General features: G+C 67.2%; 16 protein-coding genes. 4 read left to right on the forward strand and 12 right to left on the reverse strand.

Annotated features, from left to right (window positions below; genetic code table 11):
• Positions 1 to 2: 2 nt before the first annotated feature.
• Together ARC63_RS17745 and ARC63_RS17750 are read right to left on the reverse strand one after the other, a co-directional pair.
• Positions 3 to 650, reverse strand: a complete 648-nt coding sequence (locus tag ARC63_RS17745; protein WP_049398378.1) for a protein-L-isoaspartate O-methyltransferase family protein — start codon at positions 648 to 650, stop codon at positions 3 to 5.
• A gap of 136 nt (positions 651 to 786) precedes the next feature.
• Positions 787 to 1467: a TetR/AcrR family transcriptional regulator gene (locus tag ARC63_RS17750; protein ID WP_019338820.1), complete on the reverse strand. Its 681-nt coding sequence runs from the start codon at positions 1465 to 1467 to the stop codon at positions 787 to 789.
• 117 nt (positions 1468 to 1584) lie between these two features.
• Between ARC63_RS17750 and ARC63_RS17755 the strand changes: the two genes are divergently transcribed.
• Both ARC63_RS17755 and ARC63_RS17760 read left to right on the forward strand, forming a co-directional pair.
• The gene (locus ARC63_RS17755) at positions 1585 to 2715 is read left to right on the forward strand and encodes an efflux RND transporter periplasmic adaptor subunit (RefSeq protein ID WP_010480785.1); all 1131 of its coding nucleotides are present in this window, start codon (positions 1585 to 1587) and stop codon (positions 2713 to 2715) included.
• Between the two features lie 4 nt (positions 2716 to 2719).
• Positions 2720 to 5881 carry an efflux RND transporter permease subunit gene (locus tag ARC63_RS17760; protein ID WP_057503966.1) on the forward strand — a complete coding sequence of 1054 codons (3162 nt, stop codon included), beginning with the start codon at positions 2720 to 2722 and terminating at the stop codon, positions 5879 to 5881.
• Between the two features lie 82 nt (positions 5882 to 5963).
• Here ARC63_RS17760 and ARC63_RS17765 read toward each other — a convergent pair whose 3' ends face one another.
• The gene (locus ARC63_RS17765) at positions 5964 to 6869 is read right to left on the reverse strand and encodes a LysR family transcriptional regulator (protein ID WP_043400179.1); all 906 of its coding nucleotides are present in this window, start codon (positions 6867 to 6869) and stop codon (positions 5964 to 5966) included.
• Between the two features lie 118 nt (positions 6870 to 6987).
• On the opposite strand from ARC63_RS17765, the gene ARC63_RS17770 reads away from it, so the two are divergent.
• On the forward strand, positions 6988 to 7761 hold the full coding sequence (locus ARC63_RS17770; RefSeq protein ID WP_057503967.1) for an SDR family oxidoreductase: 774 nt from the start codon (positions 6988 to 6990) through the stop codon (positions 7759 to 7761).
• 101 nt (positions 7762 to 7862) lie between these two features.
• Here ARC63_RS17770 and leuB read toward each other — a convergent pair whose 3' ends face one another.
• The 9 genes from leuB to ilvC all read right to left on the reverse strand — a co-directional run bounded on the left by leuB (position 7863) and on the right by ilvC (position 17514).
• Entirely contained in the window at positions 7863 to 8924 is a 1062-nt protein-coding gene (leuB, locus tag ARC63_RS17775; protein WP_057503968.1) for a 3-isopropylmalate dehydrogenase, read from the reverse strand.
• Positions 8914 to 9492 carry a 3-isopropylmalate dehydratase small subunit gene (gene leuD, locus ARC63_RS17780; protein ID WP_021202144.1) on the reverse strand — a complete coding sequence of 193 codons (579 nt, stop codon included), beginning with the start codon at positions 9490 to 9492 and terminating at the stop codon, positions 8914 to 8916. Before leuD ends, leuB begins: the two co-directional genes overlap by 11 nt.
• Complete coding sequence (gene leuC, locus ARC63_RS17785; protein ID WP_049413322.1) at positions 9492 to 10910, reverse strand: 3-isopropylmalate dehydratase large subunit; 1419 nt, start codon at positions 10908 to 10910, stop codon at positions 9492 to 9494. Before leuC ends, leuD begins: the two co-directional genes overlap by 1 nt.
• A 60-nt stretch (positions 10911 to 10970) precedes the next feature.
• The gene (locus ARC63_RS17790; protein WP_057503969.1) at positions 10971 to 11750 is read right to left on the reverse strand and encodes a class I SAM-dependent methyltransferase; all 780 of its coding nucleotides are present in this window, start codon (positions 11748 to 11750) and stop codon (positions 10971 to 10973) included.
• A 10-nt stretch (positions 11751 to 11760) separates the two neighbouring features.
• A complete protein-coding gene (locus ARC63_RS17795) occupies positions 11761 to 13347 on the reverse strand; it encodes a 2-isopropylmalate synthase (protein ID WP_019338809.1) in 1587 nt (528 codons plus the stop codon).
• Positions 13344 to 14435, reverse strand: a complete 1092-nt coding sequence (locus tag ARC63_RS17800; protein ID WP_057503970.1) for a threonine dehydratase — start codon at positions 14433 to 14435, stop codon at positions 13344 to 13346. The genes ARC63_RS17795 and ARC63_RS17800 overlap by 4 nt, the downstream gene beginning before the upstream one ends.
• 96 nt (positions 14436 to 14531) lie before the next feature.
• A complete protein-coding gene (locus ARC63_RS17805) occupies positions 14532 to 14783 on the reverse strand; it encodes an ACT domain-containing protein (RefSeq protein WP_005410947.1) in 252 nt (83 codons plus the stop codon).
• The gene (gene ilvG, locus ARC63_RS17810; protein ID WP_043400196.1) at positions 14767 to 16503 is read right to left on the reverse strand and encodes an acetolactate synthase 2 catalytic subunit; all 1737 of its coding nucleotides are present in this window, start codon (positions 16501 to 16503) and stop codon (positions 14767 to 14769) included. Before ilvG ends, ARC63_RS17805 begins: the two co-directional genes overlap by 17 nt.
• A gap of 36 nt (positions 16504 to 16539) precedes the next feature.
• Positions 16540 to 17514 (reverse strand): ketol-acid reductoisomerase, encoded by a 975-nt coding sequence (gene ilvC / locus ARC63_RS17815; protein ID WP_010480761.1) that lies wholly within the window; start codon positions 17512 to 17514, stop codon positions 16540 to 16542.
• Positions 17515 to 18129: 615 nt separating this feature from the next.
• Between ilvC and ggt the strand changes: the two genes are divergently transcribed.
• Entirely contained in the window at positions 18130 to 19923 is a 1794-nt protein-coding gene (ggt, locus tag ARC63_RS17825; protein WP_057503971.1) for a gamma-glutamyltransferase, read from the forward strand.
• The last annotated feature ends 115 nt before the right edge of the window (positions 19924 to 20038 follow it).

A 20038-nucleotide genomic window follows, 5' to 3' on the forward strand; every position in this document is an offset into this window, starting at 1 on the left:
ACTCAGAGGTGGAACTGGGGTGCCGGGGCGGCACCGCGCAGGTAATCGATATCGGTCTCGAACAGGGACTCGGTGCTGCCGTCGGCCTTGACCAGCAGGGCCTCCATCGCCGGCGAGCGGCCGTGGATCACGAACAGGCGACCACCCGGACGCAGCCACGAGGCGAACTGTGACGGCACCACGTCGACCGCACCAGTGACACAGATCACGTCAAAGCGGCGTTCGGTCTGCCAGGACAGGGCGTCAGCCACTTCCACGCGGACGTTGGTGCCGAGGCCGGAAGCATCCAGGCGGGCACGCGCGGCGGCGGCCAGTTCCGGGTCGATCTCCAGGCTCAGCACGTCGCGCGCCAGCGCGCCGATGCAGGCTGCCAGGAAGCCGCTGCCGGTGCCGATTTCCAGCACTTCGTCACCCGGCTGCAGATCCAGTGCCTGCAGGGTACGGCCCTCGATGACCGGCTTCATCATCTTCTGGCCATGGCCGATCGGCAGTTCGACATCGGCGTAGGCCAGCGCCCGGTGTGCATCGGCGACAAAGGCCTCGCGCGGCAGGCGGGCCAGGACGTCGAGCACCTTGATGTCCAGCACGTCCCAGGGACGGATCTGCTGTTCCACCATCAGTTCGCGGGCGTGGGCGTAATCAATCGTCATGAGGTTCAAATCCAGCGCAGTGGGCCGGCCATTTTACCGGTGCCGGAGGCCGGCGGCGCGCCCAGAGCATCAGCTGCCGGGTGGCCGGGGTCGCAGTGCCGGAAGTCATCGCGACCTCCGGTTCGTTCAGTTTTGGTTATTCAGCCGTCCCGGCCCCTCGCGGCGCATAGGCGCGCAGGAAGAAGTCGATGCTGGCGGTCACATGGGCAAGAGGGTCGCATTCCACCGGTGACAGTGGCATGCCGCACATCATATGCATGTGCACTTCGCCCTTGACCAGGGTCAGGAACTGCTCGCCAGCCAGCGAATAGTCGGTGATGTCCAGTTCGCCGCGCTCGGCGCGTGCCCGCAGGAAGTCAGCCAGGGCCTCGCAGGTGCGCTCCGGGCCTGCCTTCCAGAACAGCTCGCGCAGGCGTTCGTCGGTCTCCGGCGCCATCATCATGCGCTGGATCGAGATCGCCGCGTCGGAGGTGATCAGTTCGAAGAAGGCCAGTCCGATGCCGATCAGCTGGTCGCGCAGCGGGCCGTCCGCGTCGGCCACGAACAGGGCATCGGGCAGCATTTCAATGCACTTGGACTGCACGGCCTCGGAAAACAGGGTTTCCTTGTCGCCGAAGTGGCTGTACACGGTCAGCTTCGAGACGCCGGCCTGGGCGGCAATGGCGTCCATGCTCACGCCGGTATAGCCCTGTTCGATGAACAGTACCTTGGCTGCTTCAAGGATCGCCGCGCGCTTGCCCAGATCCTTGGGGCGCCCGGGTCCGGCGGCCTTGGCAGCAGGCTTGGCCGACGGCTTGCGGGAAGTGGAAGAACTCATCGCAACAATACTAGACCAAGCGGTTCGATATTTATACTATACCGGCCGGTTTATTAAATTGGGCCGGCAGTCGCGGCTCCCCCTTGTTGCAACCCTGCGTTTTCAGGACGTTGACCGATGAAGATCGTGCGCTGGATGGGCGGTATGGTGTGGGTGGCTGCGCTGGCAGCCTGTTCGGGACAGGAACAGGCGCCGCAGGCGGCCGTGCCGGTACTGGTGGTTCACCCCGGCGAACAGGCCGGACAGGCGCCGGCGGCGTTCCCGGGAACGGTGCGTGCCCGCCAGGAAAGCCCGCTGTCGTTCCGCGTCGGCGGCAACCTGGTCAAGCGCCATGTCGATGCCGGGCAGCGGGTAAAGAAGGGCGACGTGCTGGCCGAGCTGGATGCAGCCGACTTCGCATTGCAGGCCCGCGCTTCGCAGGCGCAGCTGGCCGCAGCTGAAGCCGACCTGGTGCGTGCCCGCGACGACCTCAAGCGCTACCAGGTGCTGGCCGACCAGCAACTGGTCAGCCGTTCGCAGCTGGACCAGCAGTCCGCCGCCTTCAAAGCGGCGCAGGGCCAGGCCAACGCTGCCCGCGCCAACCTCGATGTGCTGCGCAACCAGGCCGACTACGCGCAGCTGCGCGCACCGGCTGACGGCGTGATCGCCAGCCGCGAGGCCGAGGCTGGGCAGGTGGTGTCCGCCGGACAGACCATCTTCAACCTGGCCGCCGATGGTGGCCGCGAAGTGCTGATCGACCTGCCCGAGGCCACCATCCGCGACTATGCGGTGGGTCAGCCGGTCGAGGTGGAGTTGTGGAACCGTCCGGGCCAGCGCCTGCCGGGCACGATCCGCGAGATCGCGGCCGCCGCCGATCCGCAGGCACGCACCTATGCCACCCGCGTCAGCCTGGCCGCCGATGCGCTGGCCGATGTCGAACTGGGCCAGAGCGCACGCGTCTACAGCAGCGCCGGCCGCCACGGCACCCTGCAGCTGCCGCTCGGCGCGCTGCAGCGCGGTGCCAACGGTGCCGCCAGCGTGTGGGTGGTCGATCCGGCCAACAGTACGCTGAAGGCCGCAGCGGTCACCACTGGGGCGTTTGGCAGCGAGACGGTGCCGGTACTGTCCGGCGTGAACGCGGGTGACTGGGTGGTTGCTGCCGGCGGACACCTGCTGCGCGCCGGCCAGCCGGTGATCGCGGTGGATCGTCAGAACCGCCCGGTGCTGAAGCCGGCTACGCCGGCGGCTGCCGCCAAGGCCAAGGAGTAAGCCGGTGCGCCGCTTCAATCTTTCCGAGTGGGCGCTGGCCAATCGTCCGCTGGTGTTGTTTGCGATGCTCGCCTTCGCGCTGATCGGCGCATGGTCGTACAAGCATCTGGGCCAGTCCGAAGACCCGCCGTTCACCTTCAAGGCGATGGTGGTGCGCACGCTATGGCCGGGCGCCACCGCCGAGCAGGTCTCGCGGCAGGTGACCGAGCCGATCGAGAAGGCGTTGATGAACACCGGCGAGTACGAGTTCATCCGCTCGTACTCGCGCCCGGGCGAATCGCAGGTCATCTTCATGGCCCGCGACAGCCTGCGTTCCAGGCAGATTCCGGACCTCTGGTACCAGGTGCGCAAGCGCGTGGGTGACATCCGCCCGACGCTGCCGCGCGAGATCGTCGGCCCGTTCTTCAACGATGAGTTCGGCGATACCTACGGCAACATCTATGCGTTGACCGGCAAGGGCTTCGACTATGCGGTGATGCGCGACTACGCCGACCGCATCCAGCTGGAACTGCAGCGCGTGCCCGACGTCGGCAAGATCGACCTGGTCGGCCTGCAGGACGAGAAGGTGTGGATCGAGCTGTCCAACACCCGGCTGGCCACGCTGGGCGTGTCGATGCAGCAGGTGCAGCAGGCACTGGCCGACCAGAATGCGGTGACCGGCACCAGCTTCTTCGAGACCGCCACCGATCGCGTGCAGCTGCGCGTGACCGGCCAGTTCAACGACATCGAAGCGATCCGCCAGTTCCCGATCCGCGCCGGTGACCGCACCGTGCACCTGGGCGACATCGCCGAGGTCAAGCGTGGCTTCGCCGATCCCGCGTCGCCGAAGATGCGCTTCATGGGTGAAGAGGCGATTGGGCTGGCGGTGGCGATGAAGGATGGCGGTGACATCCTCAAGCTCGGCGCCAACCTCGATGCCGAGTTCGAACGCCTGCAGAAGACCCTGCCGGCCGGCATGCAGCTGCGCAAGGTGTCCGACCAGCCGCAGTCGGTGGAAGAGTCGGTCGGCGAGTTCGTGCAGGTACTGACCGAGGCGGTGGTGATCGTGCTGCTGGTCAGCTTCTTCTCGCTGGGCCTGCGCACCGGTCTGGTGGTGGGCGTGACCATCCCGCTGGTGCTGGCGATGACGTTCTTCGTCATGCACTACTTCGACATCGGCCTGCACAAGATCTCGCTGGGCGCACTGGTGCTGGCGCTGGGCCTGCTGGTGGACGATGCGATCATCGCGGTGGAGATGATGGCCACCAAGATGGAACAGGGTTACGACCGCCTGCGCGCGGCCAGTTTTGCCTGGGAATCAACTGCGTTCCCGATGCTGACCGGTACGCTGATCACGGCGGCCGGCTTCCTGCCGATCGCTACCGCGGCATCGAGCACCGGTGAGTACACCCGCTCGCTGTTCCAGGTGGTGACCATCGCGCTGGTGGTGTCGTGGATCGCGGCGGTGCTGTTCATCCCGTACCTGGGCGACAAGATGCTGCCGGACCTGTTCAATCCGCAGCCGCCGAAGCCGGGCAGCCTGTCCGCGCGCTGGCATGCCAAGCGCCAGCAGTGGGCCGACCGCTACCCGGCGCTGGCCAACCTGATCGCGCCGCCGCAGCACGGGCATGACCATGATCCGTACCAGCGCCCGTTCTACCGCAGTTTCCGTCGCTTCCTCGATGGCTGCCTGCGTCACCGCTGGTGGGTGATCGCCGCGACCATCGCGCTGTTCGTGTTCTCGCTGATGATGTTCCGCTTCGTGCCGCAGCAGTTCTTCCCGGATTCGACCCGGCCGGAATTGATGGTGGACATCGAGCTGGCCGAGGGTGCGTCGCTGCGCTCGACCCAGGCCCAGGCCGAGAAGCTGGAGAAGCTGCTGTCCAGCCGCGAGGGCATTGCCAACTACGTCTCCTACGTGGGCACCGGTTCGCCGCGCTTCTACCTGCCGCTGGACCAGCAGCTGCCGGCCACCAACTTCGCCCAGTTCGTGGTGCTGGCCAAGGACATCAAATCGCGCGAAAGCACCCGTGACTGGCTGCTGCACGAAGTGATTCCGAAGTTCCCGGACGTGCAGATGCGCGTGACCCGCCTGGAGAACGGCCCGCCGGTCGGCTATCCGGTGCAGATGCGTATTTCCGGCGAGCACATCGAGAAGGTGCAGGCGATCGCGCGCCAGGTCGAAGCCAAGGTGCGTGAGAACCCACACGTGATGAACGTGAACCTGGACTGGAGCGAGCCGAGCAAGGTAGTGCGGCTGGTGATCGACCAGGAGCGCGCCCGCGCGCTGGGCGTGAGCAGTGCCCAGGTCAGCCAGTTCCTGTCCAGTTCGCTGGCTGGGCAGTCGGTGAGCGTGTACCGCGAAGGCAACCGCCAGATCGAGATGCTGCTGCGTGGCCCGGCCGATGAGCGCAACCAGCTGGAGCTGCTGTCCAGCCTGTCGATGCCGACCGCCAACGGCGGCAGCATCACGCTGTCGCAGGTGGCGACGATGGAGTATGGCTTTGAGGACGGCATCATCTGGCACCGCAACCGGTTGCCGACGGTGACCGTGCGTGCCGACATCAGCGACGGCATGCAGCCGCTGGACGTAGTGCACCAGATCCTGCCGACGCTGGACGGGATCCGCGCTGAACTGCCCAGTGGCTACCTGCTGGAGACCGGCGGTACGGTGGAGGATTCGGCCCGTGGCCAGAACTCGATCAAGGCCGGCATGCCGCTGTTCCTGGTGGTGGTGACCACGCTGCTGATGCTGCAGCTGCGCAGCTTCTCGCGTGCGGCGATGGTGCTGGTAACCGCGCCGCTGGGCATCATCGGTGCGACGTTGTTCCTGCTGCTGTTCCGCGCGCCGTTCGGCTTCGTGGCGCTGCTGGGCACGATTGCACTGGCGGGGATGATCATGCGCAACTCGGTGATCCTGATCGACCAGATCCAGCAGGATATCGATGCCGGGCATGATCGCTGGCATTCGATCATCGATGCCACGGTGCGCCGTTTCCGCCCGATCGTGCTGACCGCGCTGGCGGCGGTGCTGGCGATGATTCCGCTGTCGCGCAGTGCGTTCTATGGCTCGATGGCGATTTCGATCATGGGTGGCCTGATCGTGGGCACGGTGCTGACCCTGGTATTCCTGCCGGCGCTGTACGCGGCGTGGTTCCGGGTGAAGCCGGACGAATCCGGGGCATAACGCCCCGGGTTCTACGGCCACCGCCTCTGGTAGGTGCCAACCTTGGTTGGCATGGATGCATGCATCCACGCATGGCGTGGAGCTACTGCAGCTGCAGGCCGCTCCGCAGCACCGGCAGCAGCCATTCGATGAACACCTGTACGCGCAGCGCACGGTGGTGCCGATGCGGTTGCAACAGAGTCACCGGCAACGGCTGCGCCACATACTGCGGCATCACTTCCACCAGTTCGCCGGATTGCAGTTCCGCCTGCACGTCGTAGCGCGGAATCTGCAGCAAGCCCAGCCCGGCTACGCAGCACGCGATCGACGCCTCGGCGCTGTTCACCCGCACCCAGCCGGGCATCGGCAGCGTGCGCAGCTGGCCGCCGTCCTGCCACTCCCACGGTTCCACCCGTGCCGTGGTCGGCGACGCATAGTTCACCGCGCGGTGCTGCTGCAGGTCGGCAGGATGCTGCGGTACACCATGCTCGCGCAGGTAGGCCGGCGCGGCAACGTTGACGAAGTCGAGTTGTCCCAGTGTGCGCGCCACCAGGCTGGAGTCACCCAGCTGACCGACCCGCAGCACCGCATCGCAACCGTCTTCGATCAGGTTCACCGCGCGGTCGGTCATGCCCAGGTCGACTTCCACCTGCGGATACTGCGCGAAGAACCCGGGCAGCGCCGGAGCGATGATGCGACGGCCGATGCGACTGGGCACGTCGATCTTCAGCAAACCGACCGGTTGCGCGTCGTCCTGCCGGAACAGCGATTCAGCGTCTTCGACTTCGGCGATCAGGCGCAGGCAGCGGGCATGGAACACGTCGCCATCATGGGTGGTGGACACCCGGCGGGTCGAGCGCTGCAGCAGGCGGGTGCCGAGCCGCTGCTCCAGCTCCGCAATGGCTGCCGAGACGGTGGAGCGGGGTAGGCCGAGCTGGTCGGCGGCGCGGGTGAAGCTGGCGCACTCCACCACCCGGGTGAAGATGCGGAAGCGATCGATCCGGTCCATTGTTCGCTGGCTCTGGAAAGTTAAGTCAATGTGGCGGGCTTTATCCGCTTTTTCTGCACGATATCGTCGTCAGGGCAGGGTTGCCACCCCGGGCAGCCTCCTCCCCGAGACCGAAGCCATGACCGACCATTCCCTCAAGGGCAAGACCGTGCTGATCGCTGGTGGCGCCAAGAACCTGGGCGGCCTGATCGCCCGCGACTTCGCTGCACAGGGCGCCAAAGCCATCGTCATCCACTACAACAGCGCCGCCACCCAGGCCGATGCAGAGGCGACCGTCGCCGCCGTGCAGGCCGCCGGCAGCAAGGCGGTGGCCCTGCAGGGGGACCTGACCTCGGCGGCAGTGATGGAGCGCTTGTTCGCCGATGCCGTGGCCGCAGTCGGCCGTCCCGACATCGCCATCAATACGGTCGGCAAGGTATTGAAGAAACCGCTGCTGGACATCAGCGAAGCGGAGTACGACGAGATGAGCGCGGTCAACGCCAAGGCGGCGTTCTTCTTCCTCAAGGAAGCCGGCCGCCACGTCAACGACGGTGGTCGCATCTGCACCCTGGTCACCTCATTGCTGGGTGCCTACACGCCGTTCTATTCCAGCTACGCCGGTACCAAGGCGCCAGTCGAGCACTTCACCCGCGCGGCGTCGAAGGAGTTCGGTGAGCGCGGCATTTCGGTGACCGCGATCGGCCCTGGTCCGATGGACACGCCGTTCTTCTACCCGGCCGAGAGCGCCGATGCGCAGGCGTATCACAAGACCGCGGCGGCGCTGTCGGCGTTCACCCGCACCGGCCTGACCGATATCACCGATATCGTGCCGTGGATCCGCTTCCTGGTCACCGATGGCTGGTGGATGACCGGGCAGACCATCCTGGTCAATGGTGGGTACACCACCAAGTAATGCAGCCACGCATGGCGTGGATCTACAGTAGAGCCACCCCATGGGTGGCTGCGCACAATGACCAAAGGGAGAGGCGCCACGCATGGAGTGGCGCCATCGGATCAGTTGAGTTTGGCCAGCACCGCATCCGTGGCGGCGGCGGTACTCACGGCCTGGCCCTTGGCGGCCAGGTCGGCAGTGAACACCCCATCGTCCAGCACCGCATGCACGGCCGCTTCCACCGCGGCGGCTTCGGCTTCCAGGGCCAGCGAATGGCGCAGCAGCATCGCCGCGCTGAAGATCGTTGCGTACGGATTGGCGATGCCCTTGCCGGCGATGTCCGGGGCCGAACCGTGGATGGGCTCGTAGATGCCCACCGCGCCCGGCTCACCCAGCGAGGCCGACGGCAGCAGGCCCAGCGAGCCGGCCAGCATCGAGGCTTCATCGGTGAGGATGTCGCCGAACATGTTCTCGGTCACGATCACGTCGTACTCGCGCGGCTTGGCCAGCAGGTGCATGGCCAACGAATCGACCAGCTGGTGCTCCAGGGCAACGTCCGGGAACTCCTCGCGGCCGATGCGCGCGGCCACGTCACGCCACAGGCGCGAGGTTTCCAGCACGTTGGCCTTGTCCACCGAGGTGACCTTGCCGCGACGCTGCTGCGCCAGGCGGAAGGCACTGCGCAGCACGCGTTCGATCTCGGCCACGGTGTAGCGGCACAGGTCGCTGGCGCTGTCGGCGTCGCGGGTCTTGTCGCCGAAGTAGATGCCCCCGGTCAGCTCGCGCACCACCACGAAGTCCACGCCCTGCAGCAGCTCGGCCTTGATCGGCGAGGCATGCAGCGCGGCTTCGTGGGTGCGCACCGGTCGCAGGTTGGCGTACAGGCCCAGCGCCTTGCGGATCGCCAGCAGGCCCTGTTCGGGGCGCACCTTGGCGTTCGGGTCGGACCACTTCGGGCCGCCGACGGCGCCCAGCAGTACCGCATTGGCGGCCTGGCAGGCGGCCAGGGTCGACGCCGGCAGCGGCTCGCCATGGCGGTCGATGGCGATGCCACCGATATCGTGCTCGCTGAAGGTGAAGGTGTGGTTGAAGCGTCCGGCGACGGACTTCAGTACAGCAACCGCGGCGGCGGCCACTTCCGGGCCGATGCCATCACCGGGCAGGACAACAATTTCAGCGTGCATGCTCACTCTCGTAACGTTCGATTTCAGGGACACGGCCCAACAGATACCCCAACTGGTCGACACCTTCCAGCAGGCAGGTCTGCGAGAAGCCATCCAGCGGGAAGGAATAGACGCGGCCATCCGGAGTGCGCAGTTCGCGCGCAGCCACGTCGATGGTCAGCGCGTCGTCCGGGCGCTGCATCAGCGCCTGCACATCTGCCTCGTCCAGCACGATCGGCAGCAGGCCGTTCTTCAGCGCGTTGCCGCGGAAGATATCTGCGATCTCGCTGCTGACGATGGCACGCAGGCCCAGGTCGGTCAGTGCCCACGGCGCATGCTCGCGCGAGGAACCGCAGCCGAAGTTGCGGCCCGCCAGCAGGATGCTGCGGCCGGCGTTGTGCGGCTGGTTGAAGGCGAAGTCAGCCACCGGCGAACCGTCGGCCTGCCAGCGCCAGTCATTGAAGGCGTTGCGGCCCAGGCCGGCACGTTCGGTGGTGGACAGGAACCGCGCCGGGATGATCTGGTCGGTGTCGATGTTGGTCTGGCGCAGCACCACACTGGCCGAGGTCAGGGTACGGAAACCGGCCATCACGCCACCTCCTGTGCGAACAGTTCGCGGGTATCGGCAACGTGCCCGTTCACAGCGGCCCACGCCGCGCTCATCGGCGACGCCAGCAGCGTGCGCGAACCGGGGCCCTGGCGGCCTTCGAAATTGCGGTTGCTGGTGCTCACGGCCAGCTGGCCGGGTGCGACCAGATCGCCGTTCATGGCGATGCACATCGAGCAGCCCGGCTCGCGCCACTCGGCACCGGCCGCGCGCACGATTTCGTGGATGCCTTCGGCCTCGGCCTCGCGCTTGACGATCTCCGAGCCCGGCACCACCAGCATGCGCACGCGGTCGGCGACGCGGCGGCCGCGCAGGACCTGCGCGACTTCGCGCATGTCGCTCAGGCGGCCATTGGTGCACGAACCGACGAACACCACGTCCACCGGCGTACCGGCCAGCGCCTTGCCCGCCTGGAAGTGCATGTAGTCCAGGCCCTTCTGTGCGGCGGCATCGTTGGCCGCCGGAATCGGCGCGTCCACTGCGATGGCCGTGCCCGGATGGGTGCCCCAGGTCAGGGTCGGGCGGATGTCGGCGGCGTGGATGTGCACTTCGCTGTCGAAGCGTGCGCCGTCATCGCTGCGCAGCTGCTGCCAGCGCGCCACGGCAGCGTCGAAGTCGGCGCCCTTGGGGCCGCGCGGCGTGCGGGCGACGAAGTCGAAGGTGACCTGGTCCGGTGCCACCATGCCGGCACGTGCACCCGCTTCGATCGACATGTTGCACAGGGTCATGCGCTGTTCCATGTCCATGGCTTCGATGGTGCTGCCACGGAACTCGATCACATGGCCGGTGCCACCGTTGACGCCGATCACGCCGATGATGTGCAGCACCACGTCCTTGGCACCGACGCCTGGCGCCAATGGGCCATCAACGGTGATGGCAAAGGTCTTGGCCTTGCGCTGCAGCAGGCACTGCGTGGCCAGTACGTGGCCCACTTCGCTGGTGCCGATGCCGAAGGCCAGCGAACCGAACGCACCATGGGTGGAGGTGTGACTGTCGCCGCAGACGATGGTCATGCCCGGCTGGGTGAAGCCCTGTTCCGGCGCGATCACGTGGACGATGCCGCGGTTGTCCGAGGCCATGTCGAACAGCTCGATGCCATGCTCGGCGCAGTTGCGCGCCAGCGTGGCGACCTGTGCCTCGGAGGCGGCGCTGGCATAGGGCAGCGTGCCGTCAGCGGCGGCCGGCAGGGTCGGCGTGGAGTGGTCCATCGTCGCCTTGGTGCGGTCCGGGCGGCGCGGCGACAAGCCGCGCTCGCGCAGCTCGGTGAACGCCTGCGGCGAGGTCACCTCGTGGATCAGGTGCAGGTCGATGTACAGCACGGCGGGCGCGCTGTCGGATTCGGGAACCACCACGTGGGCGTCCCACAGTTTGTCGTACAGGGTGCGGGGTGCGGAAGTCATGCGTATGCCTGGCAGAGGTACGAAATAGCGAACATCAGTAAAGAAAGCGGAACGGTCAAGTCAGCGACGGCGGGCGAGCACGCGCAGCCGCACGTAGTCCGCCAGCGCCTGGCCGGCGGCATTGCGCGGCAGCTCGGCCAGCAGCGCGGTGGCGGCCTCGCGCACCGTAGCGCGTGCCTCGGCTGGCAGGTCGTCCAGCAGCGGCGCGGCGAAGACGCGCAGCCAGCCGGCCACGCCGGTCGGCAATGCCGTTGGGCGCGGCGTGCACTCGATCAGCTGCACCTGGAAGCCATGCTGGCGCAGGCGGTCGGCGTAGGCATCGGCCGTCGGGAAGTACCACTGGAAGGCGCTGGCGCCATGGCCGTGCGCCACGCGTGCGGCCTGCACGGCCGCGATGATCGTGGCCACGTTGCCATGGCCGCCGAACTCGGCGACGAAGCGGCCACCGGGGCGCAGCGCGCGGCGTACGCCTTCCAGCACGCGGTCCGGGGTGCCCATCCAATGCAGTGCCGCGTTGCTGAACACGGCATCGAACTCGCTGTCGAACGACAGTGCGTGGCCGTCCATCACCTGGGCATCGACACCGCGCGCGCGGGCGGCGATCACCAGTTCCGGCGAGGCATCCACGCCGTGGATGCGTGCGCCGCTCAGGGCCAGTTCGGTGCTGAGCACGCCATCGCCACAGCCCAGGTCGAGGATGCGCTCACCGGCGCGCGGGTCGAGCAGGCGCGAGACCGCGCCGCCGAGCAGCGGGACGAAGCCGGCGTCGATCGCATAGTCCTGGGCGTTCCACTGCTGGCCAGCGGCGCTGGCCGGGGTGAAGGTGTCGAAGGCGCTCATGGCGGGTTCCTCAGGCGGTGGCAGGGGTGGGAACGTCGGTGCTGTTGTGGGCGGTGGCCTGGCGCTGGCGCAGCAGGCGGTTGGCCACATCCAGCCAGGCCAGCGCGGAGGCTTCGATGATGTCCTTGCTGGTGCCGGTGCCGTCGTACTCCACGCCTTCGTGGCGCACGCTCAGGTTGGCCTCACCGCGCGCATCGGCGCCGATGCCGACGCTGTGCACGTGGTAGCTGTCCAGCATCAGCTGCACGCCGGTAGCGGCCGACAGCGCGCCGAACAGCGCATCGACCGGGCCATCGCCCTGCGCGGTCTCGGCCACGCGGTTGCCGTCCGGGTCGGACAGTTCGACCAGCGCGTTGGCGCGGCTGCCGACATCGCTGATGGTCATGGAGGCCAGGCGGTAGCCCTGCGCGTTGGAGCCGCCCTGCATCAACGTCTGCAGGTCGGCATCGGTGACCACGCGCTGCTGTTCGCACAGGCCCTTGAACTGCTCGAACACCAGTTTCAGTTCGTCTTCGTCCAGCCAGAAGCCCAGCGCACGCAGGCGCGCTTCAACAGCGGCGCGGCCACTGTGGCGGCCCAGCACCATCTGCGAGTCCTCCCAACCCACGTCTTCCGGGCGCATGATTTCGTAGGTACCGCGATGGCGCAGCATGCCGTGCTGGTGGATGCCCGATTCGTGGGCGAACGCGTTGGCGCCGACGATGGCCTTGTTGCGCTGTACCGGCATGCCGACCAGGCGCTGCAGCAACTGCGAGGTGCCGACGATGCGCGGGGTGTTGATCGAACTGTCCTGCTCGTAGAAGGCCTGGCGTACCTTCAGCACCATGGCGATCTCTTCCAGCGAACAGTTGCCGGCGCGCTCGCCGATGCCGTTGACGGTGCACTCGACCTGGCGCGCGCCGCCTTCGATGGCGGCCAGCGAGTTGGCCACGGCCAGGCCCAGATCATTGTGGCAGTGCGCGCTGAAGATCACATTGGCGGCGTTCGGTACATCGGCGACGCCGGCGATGACCTGCTGGAACATCGCGCGGATTTCTTCCGGCGTAGTGAAGCCGACGGTGTCGGGCAGGTTGATGGTGGTGGCGCCGGCGGCGATCGCTACGCGCGAGACCTCGATCAGGTAATCCAGCTCGGTACGGGTGGCATCCTCGGCCGAGAATTCGACATCGTCGATGTAGGAACGCGCCAGCGCTACGTGCTTGCGTACCGACTCCAGGACCTGCTCGCGGGTCATCCGCAGCTTGTGCTCGCGATGCAGCGGGCTGGTCGACAGGAACACGTGCAGGCGCGGATTGGCGGCCGCTTCCAGGGCCCGTGCGGAAGTTTCGATGTCGGCCTGCAGGCAGCGCGACAGCACCGCCAGGCTCAGGCTCGGGCGGCGCAGTTCGCGGCCGATCAGCGCCATTGCCTCGCGGTCGGACTGCGAGCTGGCCGGGAAGCCGGTCTCGATGATGTCCACGCCCAGTTCGTCCAGCGCACGCGCCATCACCAGCTTCTGCGGCGGGCTCATGCTGCAGCCGGGGGACTGCTCACCGTCACGCAGGGTGGTGTCGAAGATGCGGATGCGCGGGGTGGTAATTCGTTCGATGGTGGTCACAGGGAAATCTCCTCGACAGCGGGCGTTGCGGCTTGCAGGTGGGAAGGGGGAGAGGTGGGGGAGGACGGCGCGCTGGCCCTGGCGGGCGAGCGGGGTGTTTCGCTGCGCCGTCGCCGCGGCTTGCGTGGCGGGCGCGGCCGGATGTCGGTGAGCAGGCCGGCCAGTACGCCGGCATCGATGTTGCCGCCGGACACCACCGCGCACTTGCGGCGGCCGGCGACGCGGCGGCCGGCAGCCAGCGCCAGCGCGCCGGCGCCCTCGGCGATGATGTGTTCTTCCAGCGCCAGCCGCACCAGGGTTTCGCGCAGCTCGGCTTCGCGCACGATCACCACGTCGTCCAGCAGCGATGTGCACAGGCGGCGGGTCAGGAAGCCGGGGATCTTCACTCGCACGCCATCGGCCAGCGAGGCGACGGGGGCAATCTCACGGACATCGCCACGGATCGCGCGCGCCATCGAGTCAACGCCTTCCACCTGCGCACCAACCACGCGCACGCCCTGTGATTTCAGCGCCAGGGCCACGCCGGAGGCCAGTCCACCGCCGCCGATCGGCACGATCACCACGTCAGGGGCATGCGCGGCCAGTTCGATGCCGACCGTGCCCTGGCCGGCGATCACGTCGGCATCATCGAACGCGGACAGGAAGCGGTAGCCGTGGCGCCGCGCCAGTTCGACCGCGAAGGCGTAGGCCTCGTCGTAGCTGTTGCCGTGCTGGCGCACGGTGGCGCCCCAATGGGCGACGCCGGCGATCTTGGTCGCCGGCGCGCCATGCGGCATCACCGTGATGGCCGGTACGTCCAGACGGTAGGCGGCCCAGGCCACGCCTTGGGCGTGGTTGCCGGCCGAGGCGCAGATCACCGGACGGGTGTCGCCGCGTTCGCGGCCGGCCAGCAGAGCGTTCAAGGCGCCGCGCACCTTGTAGGAACCGGTGCGCTGCAGGTTCTCCAGCTTCAGCCAGGTGCCGAAGCGCTCGGCATGGTGCAGCGGGGTGGGCGGCAGGAAGCGGCGCAGGCGGGCCTGCGCGGCCAGAACGTCGGCAACGCTTACGTCGCCGACATCGCTTTCCTGGCTGGCATCAGCGGCCGGCATGGGCCACCAGCGCGGTGCCGAAGACCGCCGCGTGCGGGCACGGGCGACGAAGAAGACGCCTCCGTACCGGCACCGTGGTCGCTACGGTACGGGTGTTCATGGCGATACTCCTTCCACGGCGGTGACCTGTACGGACACGCAGTCGTAGATCTTCTCGATCTGCCGGCACAGCGTTTCCGCCGGGCGCTGGCCATCCACCACCAGCTGCAGGTGCCAGCGGCCATCGTCGGCGGCCACCGGCGCACCGCTGATCGCACGCGGCGCGAAGCCGCGACGCTCGGCCATGCCGATCACGCGCAGCAGCGCGCCTTCGGCCGGGTGCAGCACCAGGTCAAGCCGGTATTGCATTGGGGGTCTCCTGGCGGGCATGGGCGGGGTTGCTTTCCAGCATCGTGCTGTTGGCGGTGTTCGGCGGCACCAGCGGCCACACGTTGGCGCGTGCATCGATGGCCACGTGCAGCAGTGCCGGGCCCGGTTCGGCCAGCAACGCGGCCAGGCCGCCTTCCACGTCGTCGCGGTTGTCGACGCGGGTGGCGGCGATGCCGAACACCTGCGCCAATGCCACGAAGTCCGGGTTGTCGGACAGGTCGATTTCGCTGTAACGCTCGGCGAAGAACAGCTCCTGCCACTGCCGCACCATGCCCAGCGAACTGTTGTCCAGCAGCACGATCTTCACCGGCAGGCGGCAGCGGGCGATGGTCGCCAGCTCCTGCACGTTCATCATGAAGCTGCCATCGCCGGACACCAGCACCACGGTGCGGTCGGGGCAGGCGAACTGCGCGCCCATCGCCGCCGGCAGGCCGAAGCCCATGGTGCCCAGCGCGCCGCTGGTCAGGTGGTTGCGCGGGTGGTTGAAGCGGCAGTGCTGGGCCACCCACATCTGGTGCTGGCCGACATCGCAGGCGATCACCGCATCGGCCGGGGCCAGCTCGCTCAGGCGCTTCAGCAACGCCGGCGCGTAGATGTGCTGGCCGGGTGCATCGTAGCGGGCGGCGAAGCGATCGCGGTGCTGCGCGCAACGCTTGCGCCATGCATCCTGGTGGGCCCTGGGGGAGGGGAAGGCCGCACGCAGGGCACGGATGGCATGGCCGACATTGCCAGGCACGGCGACGTCGGCGCTGCGCAGCTTGGAGATCTCGTAAGCGTCCGCATCGATGTGGACGACGCGGGCGAATGGCGCGAACTCGGCCAGCTTGCCGGTGGCGCGGTCATCGAAGCGCGCCCCCAGCACCAGCAGCAGGTCGCTTTCCTGCACGGCCATGTTGGCCGCGCGGGTGCCATGCATGCCCAGCATGCCCAGCGACTGCGGATGGCTGGCCGGCAGCGCACCCAGGCCACGCAGGGTCATCACCGTGGGGATGGCGCTGGCCTCGACGAAGTCGCGCAGGTCCTGCACCGCATCACCCAGCGCGATGCCGCCACCGGCGTAGACCACCGGCTTCTCGGCCGCCGCCAGTGCGGCGATCGCCTCGGCGATGGCGGCCTCGGCCGGCGCCGGCGGCGGTTCGACGCTGCTGGGCACATGCACCGGCAGATGGCTGGCATCGGCCAGCTGCACATCCTTGGGCAGGTCGATCAGCACCGGGCCGGGACGGCCCTCGCGGGCGATGCGGAAGGCATCGGCCACCACGCGCGGCAGATCATCGACGCTGCGCACCAGCCAGCTGTGCTTGACGATCGGCATCGTCAGGCCGAACACATCCAGTTCCTGGAAGGCGTCGGTGCCCAGCAGCGGCGTGCCGACCTGGCCGGTGATGCAGACCATCGGCACCGAATCCAGCATCGCGTCGGCAATGCCGGTGACCAGATTCGAGGCGCCGGGGCCGGAGGTGGCCACGCAGACGCCGACCTGGCCGCTGGCGCGGGCGAAGCCATTGGCCGCCAGCGCTGCACCCTGCTCGTGGCGCACCAGGATGTGCTTCAGCGACGAATCCACCAGCGCGTCGTAGAACGGCATGATGGTGCCGCCGGGATAGCCGAACAGCGTGCGGACGCCCTCGGCCTCCAGCGCCTGGGTCAGCCAGCGCGCGCCGTTGGGCGGCGCGCTGCGGTGTGTGGGAGAGTTCATGGGGGACCTTGCAGAGCGGGTGGGGGTGCCGCGTTGTTACGCGGCTTGACCTTGCAACCAGACCATCTTGGCGCGCAGTTCCTTGCCTACCTTCTCGATCGGGTGTTCCAGGTCGGCCTGCTTGAACTTGTTGTAGTTCGGCAGGCCCGCTTCGTACTCGGCCACCCAGTTCTTGGTGAAGGTACCGTCCTGGATGTCCTTCAGCACTTCCTTCATGCGTGCCTTGGTGCCGGCATCGATCACGCGCGGGCCGCTGACGTAGTCGCCGTACTGCGCGGTTTCGGAGATGAATTCCAGCATGCGCGAGATGCCACCTTCGTAGAACAGGTCCACGATCAGCTTCAGTTCGTGCAGTACTTCGTAATAGGCGATCTCCGGCTGGTAGCCGGCTTCGACCAGGGTCTCGAAACCGGCCTGCACCAGCGCCGAGGCGCCGCCACACAGCACCGCCTGCTCACCGAACAGATCGGTCTCGGTTTCTTCCTTGAAAGTGGTCTGGATCAGGTTGGCGCGGGCGCCGCCGAGGCCGGCTGCATAGGCCAGGGCGTACTCAGCCGCCTTGCCGCTCTTGTCCTGGTAGACCGCCCAGATGCACGGCACGCCACGGCCGATTTCATACTCGCGGCGGACCAGCGCGCCCGGGCCCTTCGGTGCGACCAGTACCACGTCGAGATCGTCACGCGGCTTGATCATGTCGAAATGAACGTTCAGGCCGTGCGCGAACAACAGCACCGCACCCTGCTTCATGTTCGGCGCCAGCACGTCGTCGTACAGCTTCTTCTGCACCATGTCCGGGGTCAGCACGGCAACCAGGTCGGCATCCTTCACTGCATCGGCCGGGGCCTTGACGGTGAAGCCATCGGCCTGTGCCTTGACCTCGGTCGGGCCGCCCGGACGCAGGCCTACCACCACGTCGAAGCCGGATTCGCGCAGGTTCAGTGCGTGGGCGCGGCCCTGGCTGCCGTAGCCGATGACGGCGATCTTGGTCTGGGGCAGGTCGTTGGTGCTCATGGGGGAGGTTCCTTGCGGTGGGAAGAAAAAAGAACGGCCGGTCGTCGAAGGTGACGTGCCGGCCGGTCAGGGGAAAGCGGTGGAGGAGGCGCCATGCGTCGCACAGGCACAGCCGCTACGAGGCGTCGTGGCGGTGCTGGTCCAGGTTTTGAAGTTGGCGTTGTTCATGGTGGTTGCGTCTGAAACCAGGTCCTGAAATGAAAAAACCCGCACCTGGGCGGGTGCGGGTTTTGATGAGTTCCGGTGTGTTTGTTGCTTACACGCTGGCTCGTCCCGCACCTGTTGGCTGGGTAATAAGTACGAGCACAAGAATCGAACGCAGCGAGGCGGCGCCGATGTCGGCGGCTTCGATGTGGGGTCGCGGTGGCGTGTTGTGATGCAACATGTGATCGAGAGAAACACAGCCATTTCGGCGCTGTCAACCCTCGCGACGGATTTTCTATCGGTTTCCGGCGCATCCAGCGCAATCGCTTGCGGCACAAGGATGGTTGCCGCTGAAAGTTTTTCGATGAACCCGAATTCACTCCTTTCAGAGCGGTTTCTGCGCGGAATCCGGGCTGTTTTCGCCTTGGTGGGTGCGGGCCTGGGTCCGCACCCACCGAAAGACCATCGCCCATGACCTCTGCCCGATACCGCGTGAAGGCCGCAGCGGCGAAGATCGGAGCACCACCCTTCCATCGGAACCCGACCGTGTCCCGACGCCTTGCCCGTTCCCTGCTCGCCACCGCCGTGCTCGCCGCCATGCCTGCACTGTCCTTCGCCGCCGACCGCATTACCGGCCAGACCTTCGCCACCCGTTCGGAGGTGATCGCCCCGCACGCGATGGCCGCCACGTCGCAGCCGCTGGCCACCCAGATCGCGCTGGACGTGATGAAGGGCGGCGGTTCGGCAGTGGACGCTGCGATTGCCGCCAACGCCGCGCTCGGCCTGATGGAGCCCACCGGCAACGGCATCGGCGGCGACCTGTTCGCCATCGTCTGGGACCCGAAGACGCAGAAGCTCTATGGCTACAACGGCTCGGGCCGCTCGCCGAAATCGCTCACCCTGGCCGAGTTCCAGCGCCGTGGCCTGAAGGACATTCCGGCCACCGGCCCGCTGCCGGTGTCGGTGCCCGGCGCGGTCGATGGCTGGTTCGCGCTGCACGAACGCTTCGGCCGCAAGCCAATGGCCGACAACCTCGCGCCGGCCATCCGCTATGCCCGCGAAGGGCACCCGGTGGCCGAAGTGATCGCGTACTACTGGGACCGCTCGGTGCCGAAGTTGTCGCAGTACCCGGGCTTCAAGGAGCAGTTCACGATCAACGGCCATGCCCCGCGCAAGGGCGAGATGTGGAAGAACCCGAACCTGGCCAGCACCCTGCAGAAGATCGCCGACGGCGGCCGCGACGCCTTCTACAAGGGGGACATCGCCCGCACCATCGGCGACTACTTCAAGGCCAACGGTGGCTACCTGAGTTACCAGGACATGGCCGACCACCATGGTGAATGGGTCGAGCCCGTCAGCAGCAACTACCGTGGCTACGACGTGTGGGAGCTGCCGCCGAACAGCCAGGGCATTGCCGCGCTGCAGATACTCAACGTGCTGGAAGGCTACGACTTCTCGAAGATCCCGTTCGGTTCACCGGAGCATGTGCACCTGTTCGTTGAAGCGAAGAAGCTGGCCTTCGCCGACCGTGCACGCTTCTACGCCGACATGGCATTCCAGCCGGCACCTGTGCAGAAGCTGATCTCCAAGGAGTACGCCGCGCAGCGCCGCGCGCTGATCTCGATGGACAAGGCGTTGAAGGAAGTGCAGCCGGGCACGCCGAAGCAGCTGGAGGAGGGCGACACGATCTACATGACCGTGGCCGATGCCGACGGCATGATGGTGTCGCTGATCCAGTCCAACTACCGCGGCATGGGCAGTGGCATGGCGCCGCCGGGGCTGGGCTTCATCCTGCAGGACCGTGGCGAGATGTTCGTGTTGCAGAAGAATCATCCCAACGGTTATGCGCCGGGCAAGCGCCCGTTCCAGACCATCATTCCGGCCTTCATCACCAAGGGTGGCAAGCCGTACGCCAGCTTCGGCGTGATGGGCGGCGCGATGCAGCCGCAGGGCCACGCGCAGATCGTGATGAACCTGGTGGACTTCGGGATGAACCTGCAGGAAGCCGGCGATGCGCCGCGCATCCAGCACGAAGGTTCAACGGAACCGACCGGGCAGGCCACGGCGATGACCGACGGCGGCGAAGTGAATCTGGAAACCGGCTTCCCGTATGAAACGGTGCGCGCGCTGATGCGCAAGGGACATCGCATCGTGTTCGCCGACGGCCCGTATGGCGGGTACCAGGCGATCATGCGTGATCCGGAGACGGGCGTGTATTACGGCGCGTCGGAGAGCCGCAAGGATGGGCAGGCGGCGGGGTATTGAGGTTTTCCGGCCACCGGGCTGAGCCTCCTCTGCGGTGGTGGTTCGTGGAAGCGGGATCATGTGATTGGGCCGGGCGGGCGGATTGTCTGGGGGCCGCTGCAAGTACGTCCATGTA

The sequence above is a fragment of the Stenotrophomonas geniculata ATCC 19374 = JCM 13324 genome (assembly GCF_001431625.1).
Taxonomy (GTDB): Bacteria; Pseudomonadota; Gammaproteobacteria; order Xanthomonadales; family Xanthomonadaceae; genus Stenotrophomonas; species Stenotrophomonas geniculata.